This window comes from Kitasatospora sp. NPDC088264 (assembly GCF_040685715.1).
Lineage (GTDB): Bacteria > Actinomycetota > Actinomycetes > Streptomycetales > Streptomycetaceae > Kitasatospora.
Map to the genome: position 1 here is coordinate 25,988 of NZ_JBFBIR010000057.1, position 16,122 is coordinate 42,109.

General features: G+C 72.1%; 15 protein-coding genes. 10 read left to right on the forward strand and 5 right to left on the reverse strand.

All coding sequences use genetic code 11. The features are described from left to right. Positions 1-24: 24 nt before the first annotated feature. The 6 genes from AB0O82_RS31055 (at position 25) to AB0O82_RS31080 (ending at position 7,166) form a co-directional block, all read left to right on the forward strand. Positions 25-1,143: an NAD(P)/FAD-dependent oxidoreductase gene (locus tag AB0O82_RS31055; RefSeq protein ID WP_363587233.1), complete on the forward strand. Its 1,119-nt coding sequence runs from the start codon at positions 25-27 to the stop codon at positions 1,141-1,143. A gap of 398 nt (positions 1,144-1,541) precedes the next feature. Further along, entirely contained in the window at positions 1,542-2,462 is a 921-nt protein-coding gene (locus tag AB0O82_RS31060) for a recombinase family protein (RefSeq protein WP_363587234.1), read from the forward strand. A gap of 593 nt (positions 2,463-3,055) precedes the next feature. Next, positions 3,056-3,547 carry a signal peptide protein gene (locus tag AB0O82_RS31065; RefSeq protein WP_363587235.1) on the forward strand — a complete coding sequence of 164 codons (492 nt, stop codon included), beginning with the start codon at positions 3,056-3,058 and terminating at the stop codon, positions 3,545-3,547. A 739-nt stretch (positions 3,548-4,286) separates the two neighbouring features. Beyond that, the gene (locus AB0O82_RS31070) at positions 4,287-4,661 is read left to right on the forward strand and encodes a transglycosylase SLT domain-containing protein (RefSeq protein ID WP_363587236.1); all 375 of its coding nucleotides are present in this window, start codon (positions 4,287-4,289) and stop codon (positions 4,659-4,661) included. A 353-nt stretch (positions 4,662-5,014) separates the two neighbouring features. Then, positions 5,015-5,872 (forward strand): SGNH/GDSL hydrolase family protein, encoded by an 858-nt coding sequence (locus tag AB0O82_RS31075; protein WP_363587237.1) that lies wholly within the window; start codon positions 5,015-5,017, stop codon positions 5,870-5,872. Between the two features lie 55 nt (positions 5,873-5,927). After that, positions 5,928-7,166: an acyltransferase gene (locus tag AB0O82_RS31080; RefSeq protein WP_363587238.1), complete on the forward strand. Its 1,239-nt coding sequence runs from the start codon at positions 5,928-5,930 to the stop codon at positions 7,164-7,166. A gap of 201 nt (positions 7,167-7,367) precedes the next feature. Here the strand turns inward: AB0O82_RS31080 and AB0O82_RS31085 are convergent, their stop codons facing one another. The 5 genes from AB0O82_RS31085 to AB0O82_RS31105 form a co-directional block, all read right to left on the reverse strand. Beyond that, positions 7,368-7,853, reverse strand: a complete 486-nt coding sequence (locus AB0O82_RS31085) for a GerMN domain-containing protein (protein WP_363587239.1) — start codon at positions 7,851-7,853, stop codon at positions 7,368-7,370. Continuing rightward, positions 7,850-9,442 (reverse strand): HAMP domain-containing sensor histidine kinase, encoded by a 1,593-nt coding sequence (locus AB0O82_RS31090; RefSeq protein ID WP_363587240.1) that lies wholly within the window; start codon positions 9,440-9,442, stop codon positions 7,850-7,852. The genes AB0O82_RS31085 and AB0O82_RS31090 overlap by 4 nt, the downstream gene beginning before the upstream one ends. Next, positions 9,439-10,134: a response regulator transcription factor gene (locus tag AB0O82_RS31095; RefSeq protein ID WP_363587241.1), complete on the reverse strand. Its 696-nt coding sequence runs from the start codon at positions 10,132-10,134 to the stop codon at positions 9,439-9,441. Before AB0O82_RS31095 ends, AB0O82_RS31090 begins: the two co-directional genes overlap by 4 nt. Before the next feature lie 268 nt (positions 10,135-10,402). Further along, positions 10,403-11,575 (reverse strand): ATP-binding protein, encoded by a 1,173-nt coding sequence (locus tag AB0O82_RS31100; protein ID WP_363587256.1) that lies wholly within the window; start codon positions 11,573-11,575, stop codon positions 10,403-10,405. 89 nt (positions 11,576-11,664) lie between these two features. After that, complete coding sequence (locus tag AB0O82_RS31105) at positions 11,665-12,330, reverse strand: response regulator transcription factor (RefSeq protein WP_363587242.1); 666 nt, start codon at positions 12,328-12,330, stop codon at positions 11,665-11,667. A 161-nt stretch (positions 12,331-12,491) separates the two neighbouring features. On the opposite strand from AB0O82_RS31105, the gene AB0O82_RS31110 reads away from it, so the two are divergent. From AB0O82_RS31110 to AB0O82_RS31125, 4 genes are read left to right on the forward strand one after another with little or no spacing between them, the layout of a single operon-like run. Continuing rightward, positions 12,492-12,995, forward strand: coding sequence for a hypothetical protein (locus AB0O82_RS31110; RefSeq protein WP_363587243.1), 504 nt, complete (start codon positions 12,492-12,494; stop codon positions 12,993-12,995). Next, the gene (locus AB0O82_RS31115) at positions 12,985-14,076 is read left to right on the forward strand and encodes a peptidoglycan-binding protein (protein ID WP_363587244.1); all 1,092 of its coding nucleotides are present in this window, start codon (positions 12,985-12,987) and stop codon (positions 14,074-14,076) included. The genes AB0O82_RS31110 and AB0O82_RS31115 overlap by 11 nt, the downstream gene beginning before the upstream one ends. Continuing rightward, the gene (locus AB0O82_RS31120) at positions 14,073-14,783 is read left to right on the forward strand and encodes an ABC transporter ATP-binding protein (RefSeq protein ID WP_363587245.1); all 711 of its coding nucleotides are present in this window, start codon (positions 14,073-14,075) and stop codon (positions 14,781-14,783) included. The genes AB0O82_RS31115 and AB0O82_RS31120 overlap by 4 nt, the downstream gene beginning before the upstream one ends. After that, the gene (locus AB0O82_RS31125; protein ID WP_363587246.1) at positions 14,780-15,976 is read left to right on the forward strand and encodes an ABC transporter permease; all 1,197 of its coding nucleotides are present in this window, start codon (positions 14,780-14,782) and stop codon (positions 15,974-15,976) included. The genes AB0O82_RS31120 and AB0O82_RS31125 overlap by 4 nt, the downstream gene beginning before the upstream one ends. Positions 15,977-16,122: the final 146 nt, after the last annotated feature.

A 16,122-nucleotide genomic window follows, 5' to 3' on the forward strand; every position in this document is an offset into this window, starting at 1 on the left:
AATGAGCAAATACAGTGTATCGATATGAGACATCGTATCGCTGTGGTCGGGAGCGGCCCCGCCGGCCTTACCTTCGCCCGCGTCCTGCACCGCCATGGCCACCCCGTCACCGTCCTCGAACGCGATCCCGCCCCCGACGCCCGCCCCCCGGGCGGCACCCTGGACCTGCACGAAGGGCTGGGCCAGCTCGCGCTGGACAAGGCGGGGCTGCTGGCGGAGTTCCAGGAGCTGTCCCGTCCCGAGGGACAGGCCATGCGCATCCTGGACACGGACGGGACCGTCCTGCGCGACTGGCAACCCCGTCCAGATGACCGGGCCAATCCCGAGATCGACCGCGGGCAACTTCGTGACCTGCTGCTCGGGCCTCTGGACGTTCAGTGGGGGCGGGGCGTGACGGAGGTGGTGCCGGGGACCCGGGATGGCGTACTGGTCCATTTCGCGGACGGGCGGCAGGAGACGTTCGACCTCGTGGTCGGCGCGGACGGCGCCTGGTCCCGGATCCGTCCGGCGGTCTCGTCGGTGACGCCGCACTACACCGGCGTCACCTCGGTCGAGACCTTCCTCGACGACGTCGACACCCGCCACCCTGACCTCGCCCGGTTGATCGGCGACGGTTCCGTGGCTGTGTACGGTGTGAACCGAGCTCTCGTCGCCCAGCGCAACAGCGGCGGCCACGTCAAGGTGTACGCCAAGTTCCGCGCGCCGCTGGACTGGCACACGAACCTGGACCTGGCCGACGTCGACGCCGTGCGATCGAGCCTGCTGGCTCTGTTCGACGGCTGGGCCGCTCCCGTCCTCGACCTCCTCCGCCACGGCACCGCTTTCGTCCACCGCCCCCTCTACGTCCTACCCGTGTCCCACACGTGGGTCCACGTGCCCGGGGTGACGCTCCTGGGCGACGCCGCCCACCTGATGCCCCCCTTGGGGGCGGGCGCGAACCTCGCGATGCTGGAAGGCGCCGAACTCGCCGAGTCCATCGCCACCGGCCCTGGAGATCTGGACGAGGCCGTCCGCGCCTTCGAGGAACAGATGTGGGCACGGGCCGGCAGGTGGGCGAAGATCACGACGGCCGGTCTGGAACGCCTCGTGAGCCCGGACCCTGCCGAAGCCCTCGCCCTCTTCGACCAAGTCCAGCCATCCTGACTGCCAAGCGCGAGAGCACCAGTATCAATAGCTCGCCACGGCTTCACGGGAAGGTACGGCACCGTCGCTCCCTTCCGGCAAAACCACCGTTAGACGAACGCACGAACGCACGGACGCCTGTACCGAACGCAGCCCTCAGCCCGCTACCGCGAATCCGGTCCGATCCTCCTCGCACACATAACTACCAGGTGCGCGAAGAGTGATGGGCTCCGGCCGGGACGTCCTGTCCGTCCTCCGTGTCGTCAAAGGATCGAATGGCGACAGGCGCGGCGGACGTCCAATGAACCCGGGCTTTCCGGGGCCCGGCGGCGGCGCAGATCCAATCAGATCCGATGACGGATGATGACAGGGTTTGCTGACAGCTAGGGTCGAATGCGACCACCACAATGGGGAGCAGCATGGCCAACCTGGTCTACAAGCGGGTGTCGACCGACCAGCAGTCGACCGACCGCCAGAACCTGGTGCTGGACGAGGCCGGGATCGAGGCCCCGGTTGTCTTCGAGGAACAGGCCGGGACCTCCAGCCGCCTTCATCCGCTGGAGCGGCCGAAGTTCGGCGAGCTGCTCGCGTACGCGCGGCCAGGCGACGCTGTGCACATCTCCGAGATGTTCCGCCTGGTGCGCGGCACCGGGCACATCCTCGACGTGCTCGACGTCCTGCACCGCGACCGCCTCGCCCTGCGCATCCACGATGGCGCGTTCTCCGCGATGGACCTCACCGCCCGCCACCCGCGTACCGGCGAGCTGCTGTCCACCGTGAAATTCATGGTGCAGACCCTCGCCGCCGCCGGCGAACTCCAGCGCGACCTTCAGCGCGAACTGACCCACGACGGGCTGCGGGCCGCCGAGGCGAAGGGCAACAAGGGCGGGCGCCGCCCCGCCGTCCCGGCCGCGAAGACCGACGCCGTACGCACCGCGTACCTGGAACGCCGGTCCATCGCGGCCCTCGCCCGCGAGCATGATGTCAGCCGCGGCGCCATCCGCACTGCCGTCGTGGACCTCCTGCCCGAGTACACACCCGCCGACCCAGGCGCCCCGGCCCCGGAACTGCCGATCGTCCTCGACATGCCGGGCAAGGTCGCCGACTTCCTCCGCGCCGCCGAGTTGGAGCCCGTCGAGCGCGTCACGCTCGACCAGGGCGTGACCGTACGGTGCGGCCAGGGCTACACCCTTTGCGTCACTGCCGTGCCCGCGGTCCACCGCCAACTCCTCGACCGCTGCCAGTCCCTCGACGGCACCACGGCGGTCCCGGCCCAGCGCAAGGCCCGCCGCGAGTACGAGAACCGTGTCAACGCGCTCCCGGTTGCCAGCCTGCGTTGAACGGACCGAGCACCACACCCACCAAGATCAAGTACTGGCGGCTTCTGGGCTTACCTCGGCGCTACCCCTTGTTGTGAGGATAGGTGAACCTGCGGATGAGCGCCCGTACTCGTGGACAGGGCGATCTGCCGTGGTACGGGGTCAGCCGTCAGTGGCCCGTGGCCGTGTTCAACAGGGCCACGGGCGGTGCCGTCGTCACCGGTGACCGGGGCACGTCACCTGCACCCGCAGTGACGCCCTTCCCGCCGGGGTACGACCTGCGCTGCGACCACCGCGAGCACTGGTGGAGCAACCCGGGGTCCGACGGGGCGAAGCATCGGCCACCAGCGCGGTGGCCGGTGCTTCTTGCCGTCCGGTGAGGGGCCCGAAGGTGTGACCTGGCCTGCTTGCAGTGCTCGCTCCTGGAGGGCCCTGGGCGGGGCCGCCGGTCCGGTGCGGATGCGCGTTGGGCCATTGGTGTGCAGGGTGGATGGGTACGGTCCGGGCTGCCCGGCGGCGGCAGTCCGTCCAGCCGTGGAGCGCTCGGTGGGCGGGTGATCGCCCGGCCGCCGGTGAACTTCCCGGGAGCGCCGTCGATGACCGAAGGAGACGCCATGCCCACCTGGAAGGTCCTCCGCCGGGCTCTGGCCCCGACCGCCCTCGCCGCCGTGTTGGCCGCGCCGTTCACGATGCCGTCGCCGGCGCTCGCCACGGGGGTCCTCGCCCCGCAGGTGGTGGCCGCTGTCGCGCCGGTCTCGTTCGTCGGCCTGCCGGACCGGCCGCTGCCATCCGACCACGCGGCGCACCCGATGACTGTCACCTACCGCAACGACTCGTCGGCGGACCGGACCGTCGCCCCGCAGATCCTCGTCGAGTCACCGGACGACGGGCCCTTCCTCGCCCCGACGGACATCAAGCTCGAGGTCCTGACCGGCGGCCACTGGAGGACCGTGCGGCTGGCCAGCCAGACCGGAACGCTGTACACGGACCTCACCCGGGCGAAACTGGTCCTCCACAGCCATCACACCCTCACCCAGCGGTACCGGCTCACCGTCGTCAAGGCCGGCCCGGGCACGGTCCAGCCCAGGATCGCGCTGTACGCCTGAAGCCCTCGGGGCTCCGCCGGCCGCATGGGTCGCATGGGTCGCATGGGCCGCATGGGCCGCGTCGAGATGCCTGGCGACTCGCACCCGGCCACGAACGACGCCGGGGCGTCTTCGGAGCGGGGTATGCCGGCGGGACGGACGGGCGTCTCGGTGGCCCGGCCGGGATCCCGTGACGGCTTCGCGCCCTGCCCGACCGCCGCCCTGCCGGCCAGGGGGCCGTCAGCTGTGGCGACGCCCTGTGGTGCCGTTCCCGCGTCGGCCGGGTGTGGTGGCGGTCTCAATGGCGGCCGATCGGCGGTGACTCGGCGTGGTGGCGGCGGGCCGGTCGGTGATGGCGCCGGGGTTGGGGCCGTGAGTGCGCTCACATGTGAATGCGGTGTACGACGACGGATAGTGGTGTCCGTTTTGCACTATTTTGCAACTGTTTGGTGGGTTATTGGGGGGTGTTTGTGCAGGCGGAGCGGGGTCGGCGCGCTCCGGGCGGCCCGCCCCTCGAACCAGTGCCGGTCGCTTCGCTACGACGGCGGATCGTAGCGGAGGGGTCTTGGCGAGCGCCGATCCGGTCTGGCAACTTGGCATTCATCGCCAGCCACACCGGCTCCTGTCCCACCGGTGAACGGCTTACCGCCGAGTCACACCCCGCGACCGTTCGGCCCCTGTCCGGCCACGGTCGAGGCGGGGAGTGACGCCGGCCCAACTGATTGAGGTCTTGCTCTATATGCCCGCTTTCAAGTTCCGTATGCGTACCACTGCCGTGATTCTTGCCGGTGCCGCCGGTGTGACCGCCCTGGGTGCCGCCGTGGTCCCCGCCGTCGCCTCGGCCGCGGACGCCTCCCCGCAGGCCATCGCCGCGCAGATCGTGCCGGCGGACCAGCTGGCCTCGTTCAGCCAGATCATCTCCCACGAGTCGGGCTGGAACGTCACGGCGACCAACCCGAGCTCGGGCTCGTACGGTCTGGGCCAGGCGCTGCCGGCCTCCAAGATGGCCTCGGCCGGCGCGGACTGGAAGACCAACCCGTCCACCCAGATCAAGTGGTCGCTGGACTACATGAACACCCGCTACGGCAGCCCGAACGCGGCCTGGAACTTCTGGCAGGCCAACCACTGGTACTAAGCCGACCACTCGGCTTCCCCTCACCCCGGGGGCCGGACAGGGGCAACCGGAGTGACCCACGAGGGCCTGTTCCCGCGCATCTGCGCGGGAACAGGCCCTCGTGCCGTCTCCGGGCCGTTCGAAACACACGATCGGCAGCAGCGCACCTGTGCCGGCGCCTGCCGTGGCGGCACGGCGACGTACCACTTCCGTGACGGCTGCCGGGAGGTGTTCGTCATCGGCACCGGCCACGCCGTGTGGACGCGTTGGACCCGCCCCTCGGGGACGTCGGTTACGGGATGCTCATGAGGCCGTCGAACCGCGGTGACACAACGGTCAAACGGCGCGAAAAGAGGTCTCCTAGCTTCTTCCGCATGACCTACGAACACCGAACGTCCCATGACCACGACACCCACGCCGTTGGCCGCGGCCTGCGCCGGGGTGGCATCCTCTGCGCTGCCGTCCTCGCCGGCGCCCTCGCCCTGACCTCCTGCGGAAGCTCCCCGGCCGAGGACGGGGGTGGCCCGGGGCCGGCGAAGGCCGGGGCCGGCGCGGAGCGGCCGTCGTCGGTGCCCGGCGCCGGAGGGTTGAAGAAGCCCTCAAGGATCCTGTGGATGGGGGACTCCATCGCCGTCGGGGAGGCGCTGCCGCTGGCCGCCGCGCTCAAGTCCACCGGCATCGAGCTCACCTCCGTCGCCGCCGACGGCGGCGGCGCAGCGGTCGGACCGGTGGCGATGTCCAGCGGCGACGTCGCCTCCCGGCTCACGTCGGTCCGCCCCGAGCTGGTGGCCTACCAGATCACCACCTACGACTGGGGCGGCCCGCAGGCGCAGCAGCAGGCGTACGAGAAGCTGATCGACACGGTCAAGGCCGCGGGTGCCCGTCTGGTGATCGTCACCACTCCGCCGTTCGACACGGGCGATGACTTCTACGCCCCGCACAGGGCCGACATCGAGTCCGCTCCGGGGGCGGCGAAGGCGGCCGTCGCCGCGCACCCCGGCGATGCCTTCTTCCTCGACGCCTCCGCCTTGTGGGGCACCGACTTCAAGGCCCCGCAGGCGCAGCGTTCGAACGACAGGACGCACTCCTGCCAGCAGGGCACGGCGAAGTTCGCGCAGTGGTTCACCACCGAGGTGGGCAAGCTGGCCGGGTTCTCGCCCGCCGATCCCAAGAGCTGGGCCAACGGCGACTGGACCAAGTCGGATGTGTTCGCCCAGCTGAACTGCGCCTGAGCCGGTGTCCGAGATGAAGACCGCCTCGCCGACGGCCCGGCGGGGGAACGCGCGCGTGTCCCGCCGCCGGCCGGGCCCGGGGACCGCCGCGCGCTCCGGCTCCCGCCGCTCCCACGTCCCGGCCCTGGACGGCCTGCGCGGGCTGGCCGTCCTCGGGGTCCTCCTGTTCCACCTCGGGGACTTCCCCGGCGGGTTCCTGGGGGTCGACCTGTTCTTCGTGCTCTCCGGCTTCCTCATCACGGGGCTGTTGCTGCGGGAGGCCGGGGAGAACGGCGGCCGGATCGACCTGGCGGCCTTCTGGGGCCGCCGGGCCAGGCGGCTGATGCCCGCCCTCGCCCTGGCCCTGGGCTCGGCGATGGTGCTGGCCTCCGTGCTGGGCACGGCGGCCATGGCCCGCTTCGCGCACCAGGACGCCCCCTGGGTGGTGGCCAACCTCGCGAACTGGCATTTCATCGACGCGCAGGTCGGTTACTTCCAGGCGAACCCGACCCGGGTGTTCACCCACCTGTGGAGCATCGCGGTGGAGGAGCAGTTCTACCTGCTGTGGCCACCGCTGGTGCTGCTTCTGTTGCGGCTGCGCCGGACCGCGGGTGCCGTCGCGGTGGCCGGCGTGGCGCTGGTCGGTGCGCTGGTGTCCGCGGCGCTGATGGCGCTGCTCGTCGACCCGATGGACACCACCCGGGTCTACGAGGGCACCGACACCCGGGTGTTCGCCCTGCTGCTCGGCGCGCTCGCGGCCACTCCGGCGGTGCGGCTGCGGGTGGCGCGGTTGCCGGGGCCCGCCGCGGGCCGGCTGGCGCTGATCCCGGCGGGCCTGCTGGCCGCCGGGTGGGCGCTGGCCTCGGGGACGGGGCAGCTCGTCCTGTTCCGCGGCGGGTTGCTGTTGCACTCGGCGGCGGCGGCCGCGCTGATCGCCCTGCTCGCGCACGTCCCGGCGTCCCCGCTGGGCAGGGTGCTGAGCTGGCGCCCGCTGACGGTACTGGGCGGGCTCTCGTACGGCCTGTACCTGTGGCACTGGCCGCTGATCCTGCTCCTGGACCACGCTGGTCCCCGCCTGGAGGGCTGGGCCCGGATGTTGTGGCTGGGCGGGCTGGCGGTGGCGGTCGCGGCCGGGTTGAAGGCACTGCTGGAGGACCCCGTCCGCTACCGGGCCCGCTGGGCCCGCGGCCGCCCCGGGGTCCTGGCGGCCGTGAGCACCCTGGGCGCGCTCGCCGCACTGTGGCTGGTGCTGCCGCTGATCGCGCCGACGGCGCCGGGTGCCGTCGTGGACGTCACCCAACTGTCCCTTCCCTGAGGCGCGGTGGCCGGATCCGCGCTGTGCCTGCGTGCGTTCGGGCCGGGCTTCGGGACCTGTCCCAGACCGTCGCGGGCGGGCAGGCAGGCAGACAGGTAGGCAGCCGGTGCCGGTGATCCGGCTCGCTGAGCCCGGGCGGGCGTCCTCACCGAGGTGTGTGGCGAGGCCTCGTGCGACCTTCCAGGTCGGGTTCCGTCGGCTTCAGCCGGTGTGGTGGAGGTCGCACTGCGCGAAGACCGGTCCGGGGGCGTCGCTGCTGACCACGGCGATCCGGGGGGCGGTCGCGGTGGTCGCGGGGGCGTCCTCGGCGGTGCAGACCAGCTGCTGGATGGCGTAGGGGCTCAGCGCGGAGGTCGGCCAGGACAGGCGCAGGGTGACGGTGCCGTCCTCGCCGGCGGCGGTGACCTTGCCGGAGGCGGGCAGGGCGGTGCCGAGACCGGTGTGCTGCTCCGTCTGGGTGGGGCCTGCCATGAGGGCGTCCAGGGTCTGCTGGAGGCCTTCGCGTTCGGTGCCCGGCCTGATCGTCAGGCGGATTCCCTGGGGGCTGAGGAAGTACAGCCGGGTGCCGGACTCGATCCCGGTGGCGGGCTTGCCCGACTTCACCGCGCCCGCCGTGTCGGGGATCGCGCAGCCGCAGGCCGTGAGGAGCAGCGCCGCTGCGGCGGTCGAGCGGAGGCGGATGGTCATGGGGCGTCCTTCGTCAGGGGTCCGCGGGGCAGGACGAGGGTGAACACCGCGCCGCTGCCGGGGGCGTTGGCGGCCTCGATGAAGCCGCCGTGCAGGCGGGCGTTCTCCTGGGCGATGGCCAGGCCGAGCCCGCTGCCCTCGGAGCGGGTGCGGGCCCTGTCGGCCTTGTAGAAGCGGTCGAACAGGTGCGGGAGTTCGGCGGGCGGGATGCCCGGGCCGCGGTCGGTGACGGTCAGCACCAGGTCGGATCCCGGCCGCGGGTCACGGGTGGTGAGGGTGAGGCGTACGGGCGGGCGGCCGTGGCGCAGGGCGTTGCCGGCCAGATTGGCGACGATGACGTCGAAGCGGCGTGCGTCGAGGCGGACGGGCAGGGCGGCGGGCAGGTCCAGCTCGATCCGGTCGCTCCAGCCGCGCAGGTCGAGGGTGGCGCGTACGGCTTCCGCGGCGTCCACGTCCTCGGTGCGCAGCGGGGCGGCGCCGGCGTCCATGCGGGAGATCTCGATGAGGTCGTTGACCAGGCGGGTGAGGCGGCCGGTCTCGTTGCTGATCATGCGCAGGGCGGTCGCGGTGTCGGCGGGCAGGTGTTCGGCGTCCTCGTCGAGGATGTCGGTGACGGCGGCCATGGCGGCCAGCGGGGTGCGCAGTTCGTGGGAGACGTCGGCGGCGAACCGGCGGCCCTGGCTCTCGACCGCCCGAAGCTCCTCGATGGTGCCCTGGAGGGTGCGGGCGGTGTGGTTGAACGTCTTGGACAGCTGGGCGAGTTCGTCGTGACCGGAGACGGCGAGGCGGGTGTCGAGCCGTCCCTGGGCGAGGGCCTGGGCGGCGTCGCCCAGGGCGCGGACGGGGCGCAGGACCTGGCGGGTGGCGAGCAGGGCGAGTCCGGCGGCCAGTACGGCGGCGAACACGCCGGCGCCGGTGGCGGCGGCCAGCAGGGTGCTGGTGGCCTCCTGTTCGCGGTCCAGGGGCAGGAGGGCGTAGACGGTCAGCCCGGACAGGTCGCCGGCTCTTGCGGCCGGGGTGGCGGGGCCGGCGGTGGTGTGGGTGGTGTGGGTGACGGGGACGCCGACCGCGAGCCAGGAGTGCCCGTCGGCGGTGAATCGCTGGAAGGCGCCGTGGCCCGAGCCGACGGTGTCCTGGAGGGCGGCCGGGATGGTGACGGCGGCGGTCCACTCGGAGTGGGCGGCGCCGTAGCGGGCCAGGACGTGCCAGTCGCGGAAGCCGCCGGTGCCCGAGAGCCGGAGGGACAGGCGGTCGAGTTCGGCCTGGGTCGGGGGGAAGGGCAGGGCGGGGGCCAGGACGTCGACGCGGCGGCGCAGCTCGTCCAGGGCGGTGTCCTGGGTCAGGTCGAGGGTGGAGCCGGTGGCGGCCTGGTAGGTGAGTGCGGAGGTGGCCAGGGCGCTGACGGCGGCGGTGGCGACGAACGCGGCGAGCATCCGCGGACGCAGCCCCAGGACGGCCCGGCGCCACCGGAGGAAGCGGGAGGCGTCGGGGCGGTCCGGCCGGTCGTCGGCACGGGCGGTGCCGTTCGCGGCTCCGCGCGTCCGGGTTTCGGCCGAGGGGTGCTCCGGTGTGTGCGGCGGGGTGGTCACAGGGGGCCGAATCGGTAGCCGAAACCGCGCACGGTCTGGAGGTAGCGGGGCACGGAGGGGTCGTCCTCCAGCTTCGCGCGCAGCCGGTTCACCCCGGCGTCGACCAGGCGGATGTCCTCCTGGCGGCCCAGGCCCCAGACGGAGTCCAGCAGCTGCTCCCGGCTGAAGACCCGGCCCGGCGCGGCGGACAGCTCCAGCAGCAGGCGCAGCTCGCCGGGTGCCAGGGGCAGCGGGGTGCCGCGTTTGGCGACGGTCAGCGCGGCCCGGTCCAGCACCAGGTCGCCGTGCACCTCCCGCACCGCCTCGGCCACCCCGGGCGCGGGGGACACGTTGGTGGTGCGGCGCAGGACGGCCTTGATCCGGGCGTCGAGGACCCTGGACTGCGCGGGCTTGACCACGTAGTCGTCGGCCCCGTACTCCAGGCCGAGGACGGTGTCGATGTCGTCCCCTCGCGCGGTCAGCATGATCACCGGGACACTCCCGTGCGTGCGCAGCCGCCGGCACACCTCGAAGCCGTCGATCCCGGGCAGCATCAGATCCAGCACCACGATCTCCGGAGGCTCCCGGAACACCTGCTCCAGGCCGTCCTCGCCGGTGGCGGCCATCCGCACCTCGTGGCCCTGGCGGCGCAGGCCCAGGGCCAGCGCCTCGCGCACCGACGCGTCGTCCTCGATCAGCAGTACCCGTGACATATCCACCAGTATCCGGCCCTCCGACCTGCGCAGGAGGCCGTGGAGCAGGGATCGGTGAGGTTGTTGCGAAACGCTCATACGCAGCTCACAGGCCCGGAAACCGCGCGACGGACGGTGGTTCCGTCGCCGTGGCGACTCCGCCGAACAGTCGCCACCCCCGCCAACGCGTGAGGAACCCCACGTCCAACGGCTACACCTTCAGTTTCCCCGAGCAGTGCCCCCGCCCTGCGGATCTGCTGCTCCGCGCCCGGGCCCCCGGGCCGGCGGATCAGGTCGTGGGGAACTCGACCCGGACCCGCAGTCCGCCCGTGCCGGCGGGGACGGCGGTGACGACGGCGTGATGGGCGCGCGCGATGGAGGCGACGATGGACAGGCCCAGGCCCGCGCCCTCACCCGGGCTGTGCCGACGCTCCCGGAGGCGGCGGAAGGGCTCGAAGAGATAGGGGACGGTCTCCGGCGGCACCTGGGGACCGGTGTTGGCGACCTCCAGGACACCGTCGTGCACGCCGACCTCGACCCGGCCGCCGTCGTGGTTGTAGCGCAGGGCGTTGCCGACCAGGTTGCGCACCAGGTGTGCCAGCAGCACCGGATCACCCTCGACGGACACGGGGGCGGTGTCGGTCCGGACGGTGACGCGGTTCTCCCGGGCTTCCTGCGAGGCGTCGCACTCGGCGGCCACCGCGCGGGCCAGCTCGTCCAGTGCGACCGGTTCGCGCCGGTCCAGCCTCTGGTCGGAGACGGACAGCAACAGCAGGCCCTCGATGAGCCGTTCGCTGCTCTCGGAGACCTCGATCAGTTTGCGGCGGACCCGGGCGACGGCGGCCGGATCCTCGGTGGCCAGCCCGATTTCGGCCGCGGCCCGCTGCACCGCGAGCGGAGTCCGCAGTTCGTGCGCGGCGTTGGCCGCGAACCGCTGCTGCGCACCCACCAGTTGTTCCATGCGGTCGAGCATGGCGTCGAAGGTGTCGGCGAGCTGTTTGAGCTCGCCCGGGGGTGCGTCGAGGGCGATCCGCTCGTGCAGGTTCTCACCCGAGAGCCGCCGCGCCGTGTTGGTGATCACCGCCACCGGGCGCAGCACCCGCCCCGACATCCACCAGGCGAGCGCCACCGAGATGACGGCGAAGGCGGCCAGAGCGATCAGGGAGACGGTCAGCAGCTGGTTCTGGGCTGCCTGCTCGGCGGCCTGGGTGACGACCTTGACGGCCTGGAAGTGGGACTGTCCGCCGTCGGCGGGGGCGGTTCCGGGTGGAGCGTTCGCGGGTGAAGCGGTTCCCATCGTGAGGGATTTCGCCGCGGCGGGGTCCGGGGTCGCCAGTGTGGCCAGTCGCGGTTCGACGGCGACGGCCGTGCTGATCGAGGTGTACAGGCCCTCCCGGACCAGGAAGTTGACCAGGAAGATGAGCATGGCCCCGGCGAGGACGAGCAGCCCGCCGTAGAGCATGGTCAGCCGGCCCCGTTCCCCGCCCGGCAGCCGCGGGCGTGGTCGGCCGGGCAGCGGAGGCCGGTTCAGGCCGACCGAGGCGAAGCGCCTCATGCCGGGACGCCGATGCGGTAGCCGTGGCCGGGCACGGTGTCGATGACCGAGGGCTCGCCGAGCTTGGCGCGGAGTTTGCTGAGGACGACCCGAACCGCGTTGGTGCGGTATCCCATGTTCCGCTCCCACACCTGCTCGATCAGGTCATCACCGCAGACCACGGCGCCCTCGGCCTGCATCAGCACCTCCAGTACGCCGAACTCCTTGCGGGACAGGGCGAGGTAGCGGCCCTCCCGGAAGGCCTGGCGGCGAGCGGTGTCGAGGGTGATGCCCGCACGTTCGATGACCGGCGGAAGGGCGGGGTGGGTGCGGCGGCCGAGCGCCAGGACCCGGGCCAGCAGCTCCTCGTAGGCGAACGGCTTGGTGAGGTAGTCGTCCGCGCCCAGGTCCAGGCCGTCGACGCGGTCGCGGACGGTACCGGAGGCGGTGAGCATCAGCACCCGGGTCAGCAGCCGCTGCTCGACGACGCTCTGGCACACCTCGTCGCCGTGCGCCCCGGGCAGGTCGCGGTCGAGTACGAGCACGGCGTAGTCGGTGAGCCTCAGCCGCTCCAGCGCGTCGGCGCCGTTGTACACGACGTCGACGGCCAGGGCGTCGCGCCGCAATCCCTCGGCGATCATGTCCGCCAGGAATTCCTCGTCCTCCACGATCAGTACACGCATGACACCAGGTGTACCTGAGACCCACCTTTCGTCGCCGTAAAGGTCTCGGCTGACAGCGGCGAAATGCGGGTGCGTGCCAGCCTCTGCGTGGCCGGAGCGGTCGGCCACTCGTCATCGGCCACTCGTCATCGGCCACTCGTCATCGGACACGGAGGAATTCCATGCGGAACCACATGCGGAATCACAGGTACGGCGCGGCGGCCGCGCTGGTGGCGGGGATCGCGCTGTTCGCCACGGCCTGCGGCGGAGGCGCCACGGGCTCCGGCGGGGGCGGCGGCTCGGACTCGTCGGGCAAGGGCGCGGCGGCGGACCAGGCCTACGAGCACCGTAAGTGTCTGCGCGAACACGGCGCCCAGGTGAAGGAGCCCGAGCCGGGCCAGGACCCGCGGGCCATGGTCCTGGAGGGCGGCCAGGACAAGATGGCGGAAGCCCTCAAGGCCTGCGGGGGAGTCGGTGGCGCGGGTGGCGCGAAGATGTCCCAGGCCGACAAGGACAAGGCCCTCGAATTCGCCCGGTGCATGCGCGGTAACGGTGTGGACATGCCGGACCCGAATTTCGACGGCGACTCGGCGATGTCGGGATCGGCGATGAAGATCCCGGAGGGCGCCGAGAAGGACAGGTTCGACCAGGCGAACAAGGCGTGCAGTGGTCAGAATGCGCAGTGAGCGCGGGCGCAGCCGCCGGACGTACCTGATCGCCGTGCTGGCCACCTCGGTCACGCTGGCGGGCGGGGTCACGGCCCTCTCGCGGACCGGAGGCGGCGGCAACGCCGGCGTGGACCGCACGGACGGGCTGCCGCCGAGCACGGGCTCGGTGGAGCGGCAGGACCTGAGCAGTCGGACCAGGGTGGACGGGGTCCTCGGTTACGCCGAGGAGCGCCGGATCAACGCCGGTGTGCCGGGCACCCTCACCTGGCTCCCGGAGGCCGGCGCGGTGGTGAAACGCGACGGGGTTCTCTACGAGGTCGACGGCCGGAAGGTCCGGCTCATGGTCGGCGAGCGCCCGATGTACCGGACGCTGAAGGCCGGCGACGAGGGGCCGGACGTCAGACAGCTGAAGGAGAACCTCCGCGACCTGGGCTACGGCAAGGGGCTGGCCGCGGACGAGAAGTTCACCGCCGGTACGGCGGAAGCGGTCAAGCGCTGGCAGAAGGCCCACGGCCTGGCCCAGACCGGCGAGATCGGCCCCGAGCAGATCGCCTTCTCGCCCGCTCCGGTGCGGATCAAGAAGAACGACGCGGCCGTCGGCGACCAGGCAGCTCCCGGCAAGCCGGTCCTCACCGCCACCGGTTCCGAACGGCAGGTGCAGATCAAGATCGAGGTCTCCCGGGCCGACCTCGCCAAGCCCGGCACCCGGGTCGAGGTCGACCTGCCCGGCGGCGCCAGGGCCAAGGGCAAGGTCGCCTCCGTGGACCGCACCATCGGTGAGGACGGCAAGGAGCAGGGCTCCCCGGACAAGCCCGCCAAGATCACCGCCCGGGTGGTCTTCGACGACCCGGGGCAGGCGGAGGGCTTCGACCAGGCGCCCGTCACCGTCGAGCTCGAAGGCGAGGTCCACAAGGACGTGCTGACCGTACCGGTCAACGCACTGCTCGCGCTGTCCGGCGGGGGCTTCGGCGTCCAGGTCGTGGAGAACGGGAAGGTGCGCGAAGTCCCGGTCCAGCTCGGCATGTTCGGACAGGGCCGGGTCGAGGTCAGCGGGACCGACCTGACCGAGGGGATGAAGGTCGGGGTGCCCAAGTCATGAGCGCGGTGGTCGAGTTGAACCAGGTCACCAAGGAGTATCCGGGCGGGGTCACGGCGCTGCACGGAGTGGACCTGCGCATCGGACGCGGCGAACTGCTCGCCATCGTCGGCCCTTCGGGGTCGGGCAAGTCCACCCTGCTGCACATCGTCGGCACCCTGGACCGGCCCAGCGCCGGATCCGTCACCCTGGCGGGCCACGACGTCGCCGCCCTCTCCGACCGCAGGCTGTCCGCCCTGCGCGCCCGGCACATCGGCTTCGTCTTCCAGTCCTTCCACCTGGTGGCCGGGGTCAGCGCCCGGGACAACGTCGCCGAGGGCCTGCTCTACTCGGGCCTGCCGCGCGCCCAGCGCCGCAGGCGCGCGGCCCTGGCCCTGGAGCGGGTCGGGCTCGCGGACCGGATGCACCACCGTCCGCACGAGCTGTCGGGCGGCCAGCGGCAGCGGGTGGCCATCGCCCGGGCGGTGGTCGGCGAACCGGACCTGCTGCTGGCCGACGAGCCGACCGGCGCGCTGGACTCCGCCTCGAGCGAAGCGGTGATGGAGCTGCTCTACGACCTCAACGCCGAGGGTGCCACCATCGCGGTGATCACCCATGACGGCGAGATCGCCGAGAGCCTGCCACGCCAGGTCCGCATCCGCGACGGCCGCGTCGTGGCGGATCTGCGCACGGGCGCCGCAGACCCGGCCGATCGGGGTGGGGAGCGATGAGTCGCACACGGCTCTCCCCGGCCCGGCTCGGCCCCCGCGACGTCCTCCACGTCGGCTCGGCCGGCCTGCGCACCCGGCCGCTGCGGGTGGTGCTGTCCGCGCTGGGCATCGCCATCGGCATCGCCACCATGATCGCGGTGGTCGGCATCTCCTCCTCCAGTAAGGCCCAACTCCTCCGGCAACTCGACCAGTTGGGCACCAACCTGCTGGTGGCATCCCCTGGGCAGGGGCTGTTCGGCGAGAAGGTGAAGCTGCCCGAGGAGTCGATCGGCATGCTGAGCCGCGTCCCCGGGGTCGAGCAGGTCGGCGCGACCGGGGACCTGGCGCAGTCCGTCAGACGCAGTGAGAAGATCCCCAACGACGAAACCGGCGGCATCACCGTGAAGGCCGCCACCGAAGGACTGCTGGACGTCGTGCGCGGCGCGGTCGGCTCGGGCACCTGGCTCAACGAGGCCAACGGGCGCTACCCGTCGACGGTTCTCGGACACGTCGCGGCCCGGCGCCTGGGTATCGCCGCCCCCGGCCAGCAGGTCCACATCGGCGGCCAGTACTTCACCGTCATCGGCATCCTCGACCCGCTGCCGCTGGCTCCCGAGATCGAACGGGCCGCCCTGGTCGGCTGGGACGGCGCCGGCGCGCTGCTGGGCTTCGACGGCCACCCGACCCAGATCTACGAACGGTCGACGGACCAGACGGTCGGCGCCGTCCGCGCGCTGATCCCACGCACCGTCGACCCGCAGAACCCGCACAACGTGCAGGTCACCGACCCCTCCGCGGCACTCCAGGCCAAGGCCGCCACCGAGGGGGCGTTCACCGACCTCCTGCTCGGACTGGGCGGGGTGGCACTCCTGGTCGGCGGCGTCGGGGTCGCCAACACGATGATCATCTCAGTGCTGGAGAGGCGCCACGAGATCGGACTGCGCCGCTCCCTGGGCGCCACCAGGGGCCAGATCCGTCTCCAGTTCGTGACGGAGTCCCTCCTGCTCTCCGGACTGGGCGGGCTGGCCGGCGTGGCCCTGGGCGCGACCGCCACCTACGCCTTCGCCGCCTCGGGCGGCCTGCCCTGGGTGATCCCCTTGTGGGCCGTCACCGGGGGCTTCGCCGCCACCTTGCTCATCGGTACGGTCGCAGGCCTCTACCCGGCCGTCCGGGCCTCCCGACTCTCCCCGACCCTCGCCCTCCACGCCGGCTAGCGGGCGGCACGGCGTGGGGTGCTCCTGGGAGCCGATCCACCCGACCTGCCCAGAACGTGTCCGGCCCCGACGTCTCCGTCGGGGCCGGACACGTTCTGCAAAACAATGAGGCCGGCCGGACCGGCACAGCTTCGATCCGACCGGCC

Bases quoted from the DNA above. Each gene is read 5' to 3' on its own strand.
- AB0O82_RS31105 (WP_363587242.1), bottom strand. From the start codon at position 12,330: ATGCGTGTACTGATCGTGGAGGACGAGGAATTCCTGGCGGACATGATC.
- AB0O82_RS31055 (WP_363587233.1), top strand. From the start codon at position 25: ATGAGACATCGTATCGCTGTGGTCGGGAGCGGCCCCGCCGGCCTTACC.
- AB0O82_RS31075 (WP_363587237.1), top strand. From the start codon at position 5,015: ATGACCTACGAACACCGAACGTCCCATGACCACGACACCCACGCCGTT.
- AB0O82_RS31070 (WP_363587236.1), top strand. From the start codon at position 4,287: ATGCGTACCACTGCCGTGATTCTTGCCGGTGCCGCCGGTGTGACCGCC.
- AB0O82_RS31110 (WP_363587243.1), top strand. From the start codon at position 12,492: ATGCGGAACCACATGCGGAATCACAGGTACGGCGCGGCGGCCGCGCTG.
- AB0O82_RS31095 (WP_363587241.1), bottom strand. From the start codon at position 10,134: ATGTCACGGGTACTGCTGATCGAGGACGACGCGTCGGTGCGCGAGGCG.
- AB0O82_RS31115 (WP_363587244.1), top strand. From the start codon at position 12,985: ATGCGCAGTGAGCGCGGGCGCAGCCGCCGGACGTACCTGATCGCCGTG.
- AB0O82_RS31120 (WP_363587245.1), top strand. From the start codon at position 14,073: ATGAGCGCGGTGGTCGAGTTGAACCAGGTCACCAAGGAGTATCCGGGC.
- AB0O82_RS31125 (WP_363587246.1), top strand. From the start codon at position 14,780: ATGAGTCGCACACGGCTCTCCCCGGCCCGGCTCGGCCCCCGCGACGTC.
- AB0O82_RS31060 (WP_363587234.1), top strand. From the start codon at position 1,542: ATGGCCAACCTGGTCTACAAGCGGGTGTCGACCGACCAGCAGTCGACC.
- AB0O82_RS31100 (WP_363587256.1), bottom strand. From the start codon at position 11,575: ATGCTCTACGGCGGGCTGCTCGTCCTCGCCGGGGCCATGCTCATCTTC.
- AB0O82_RS31065 (WP_363587235.1), top strand. From the start codon at position 3,056: ATGCCCACCTGGAAGGTCCTCCGCCGGGCTCTGGCCCCGACCGCCCTC.
- AB0O82_RS31085 (WP_363587239.1), bottom strand. From the start codon at position 7,853: ATGACCATCCGCCTCCGCTCGACCGCCGCAGCGGCGCTGCTCCTCACG.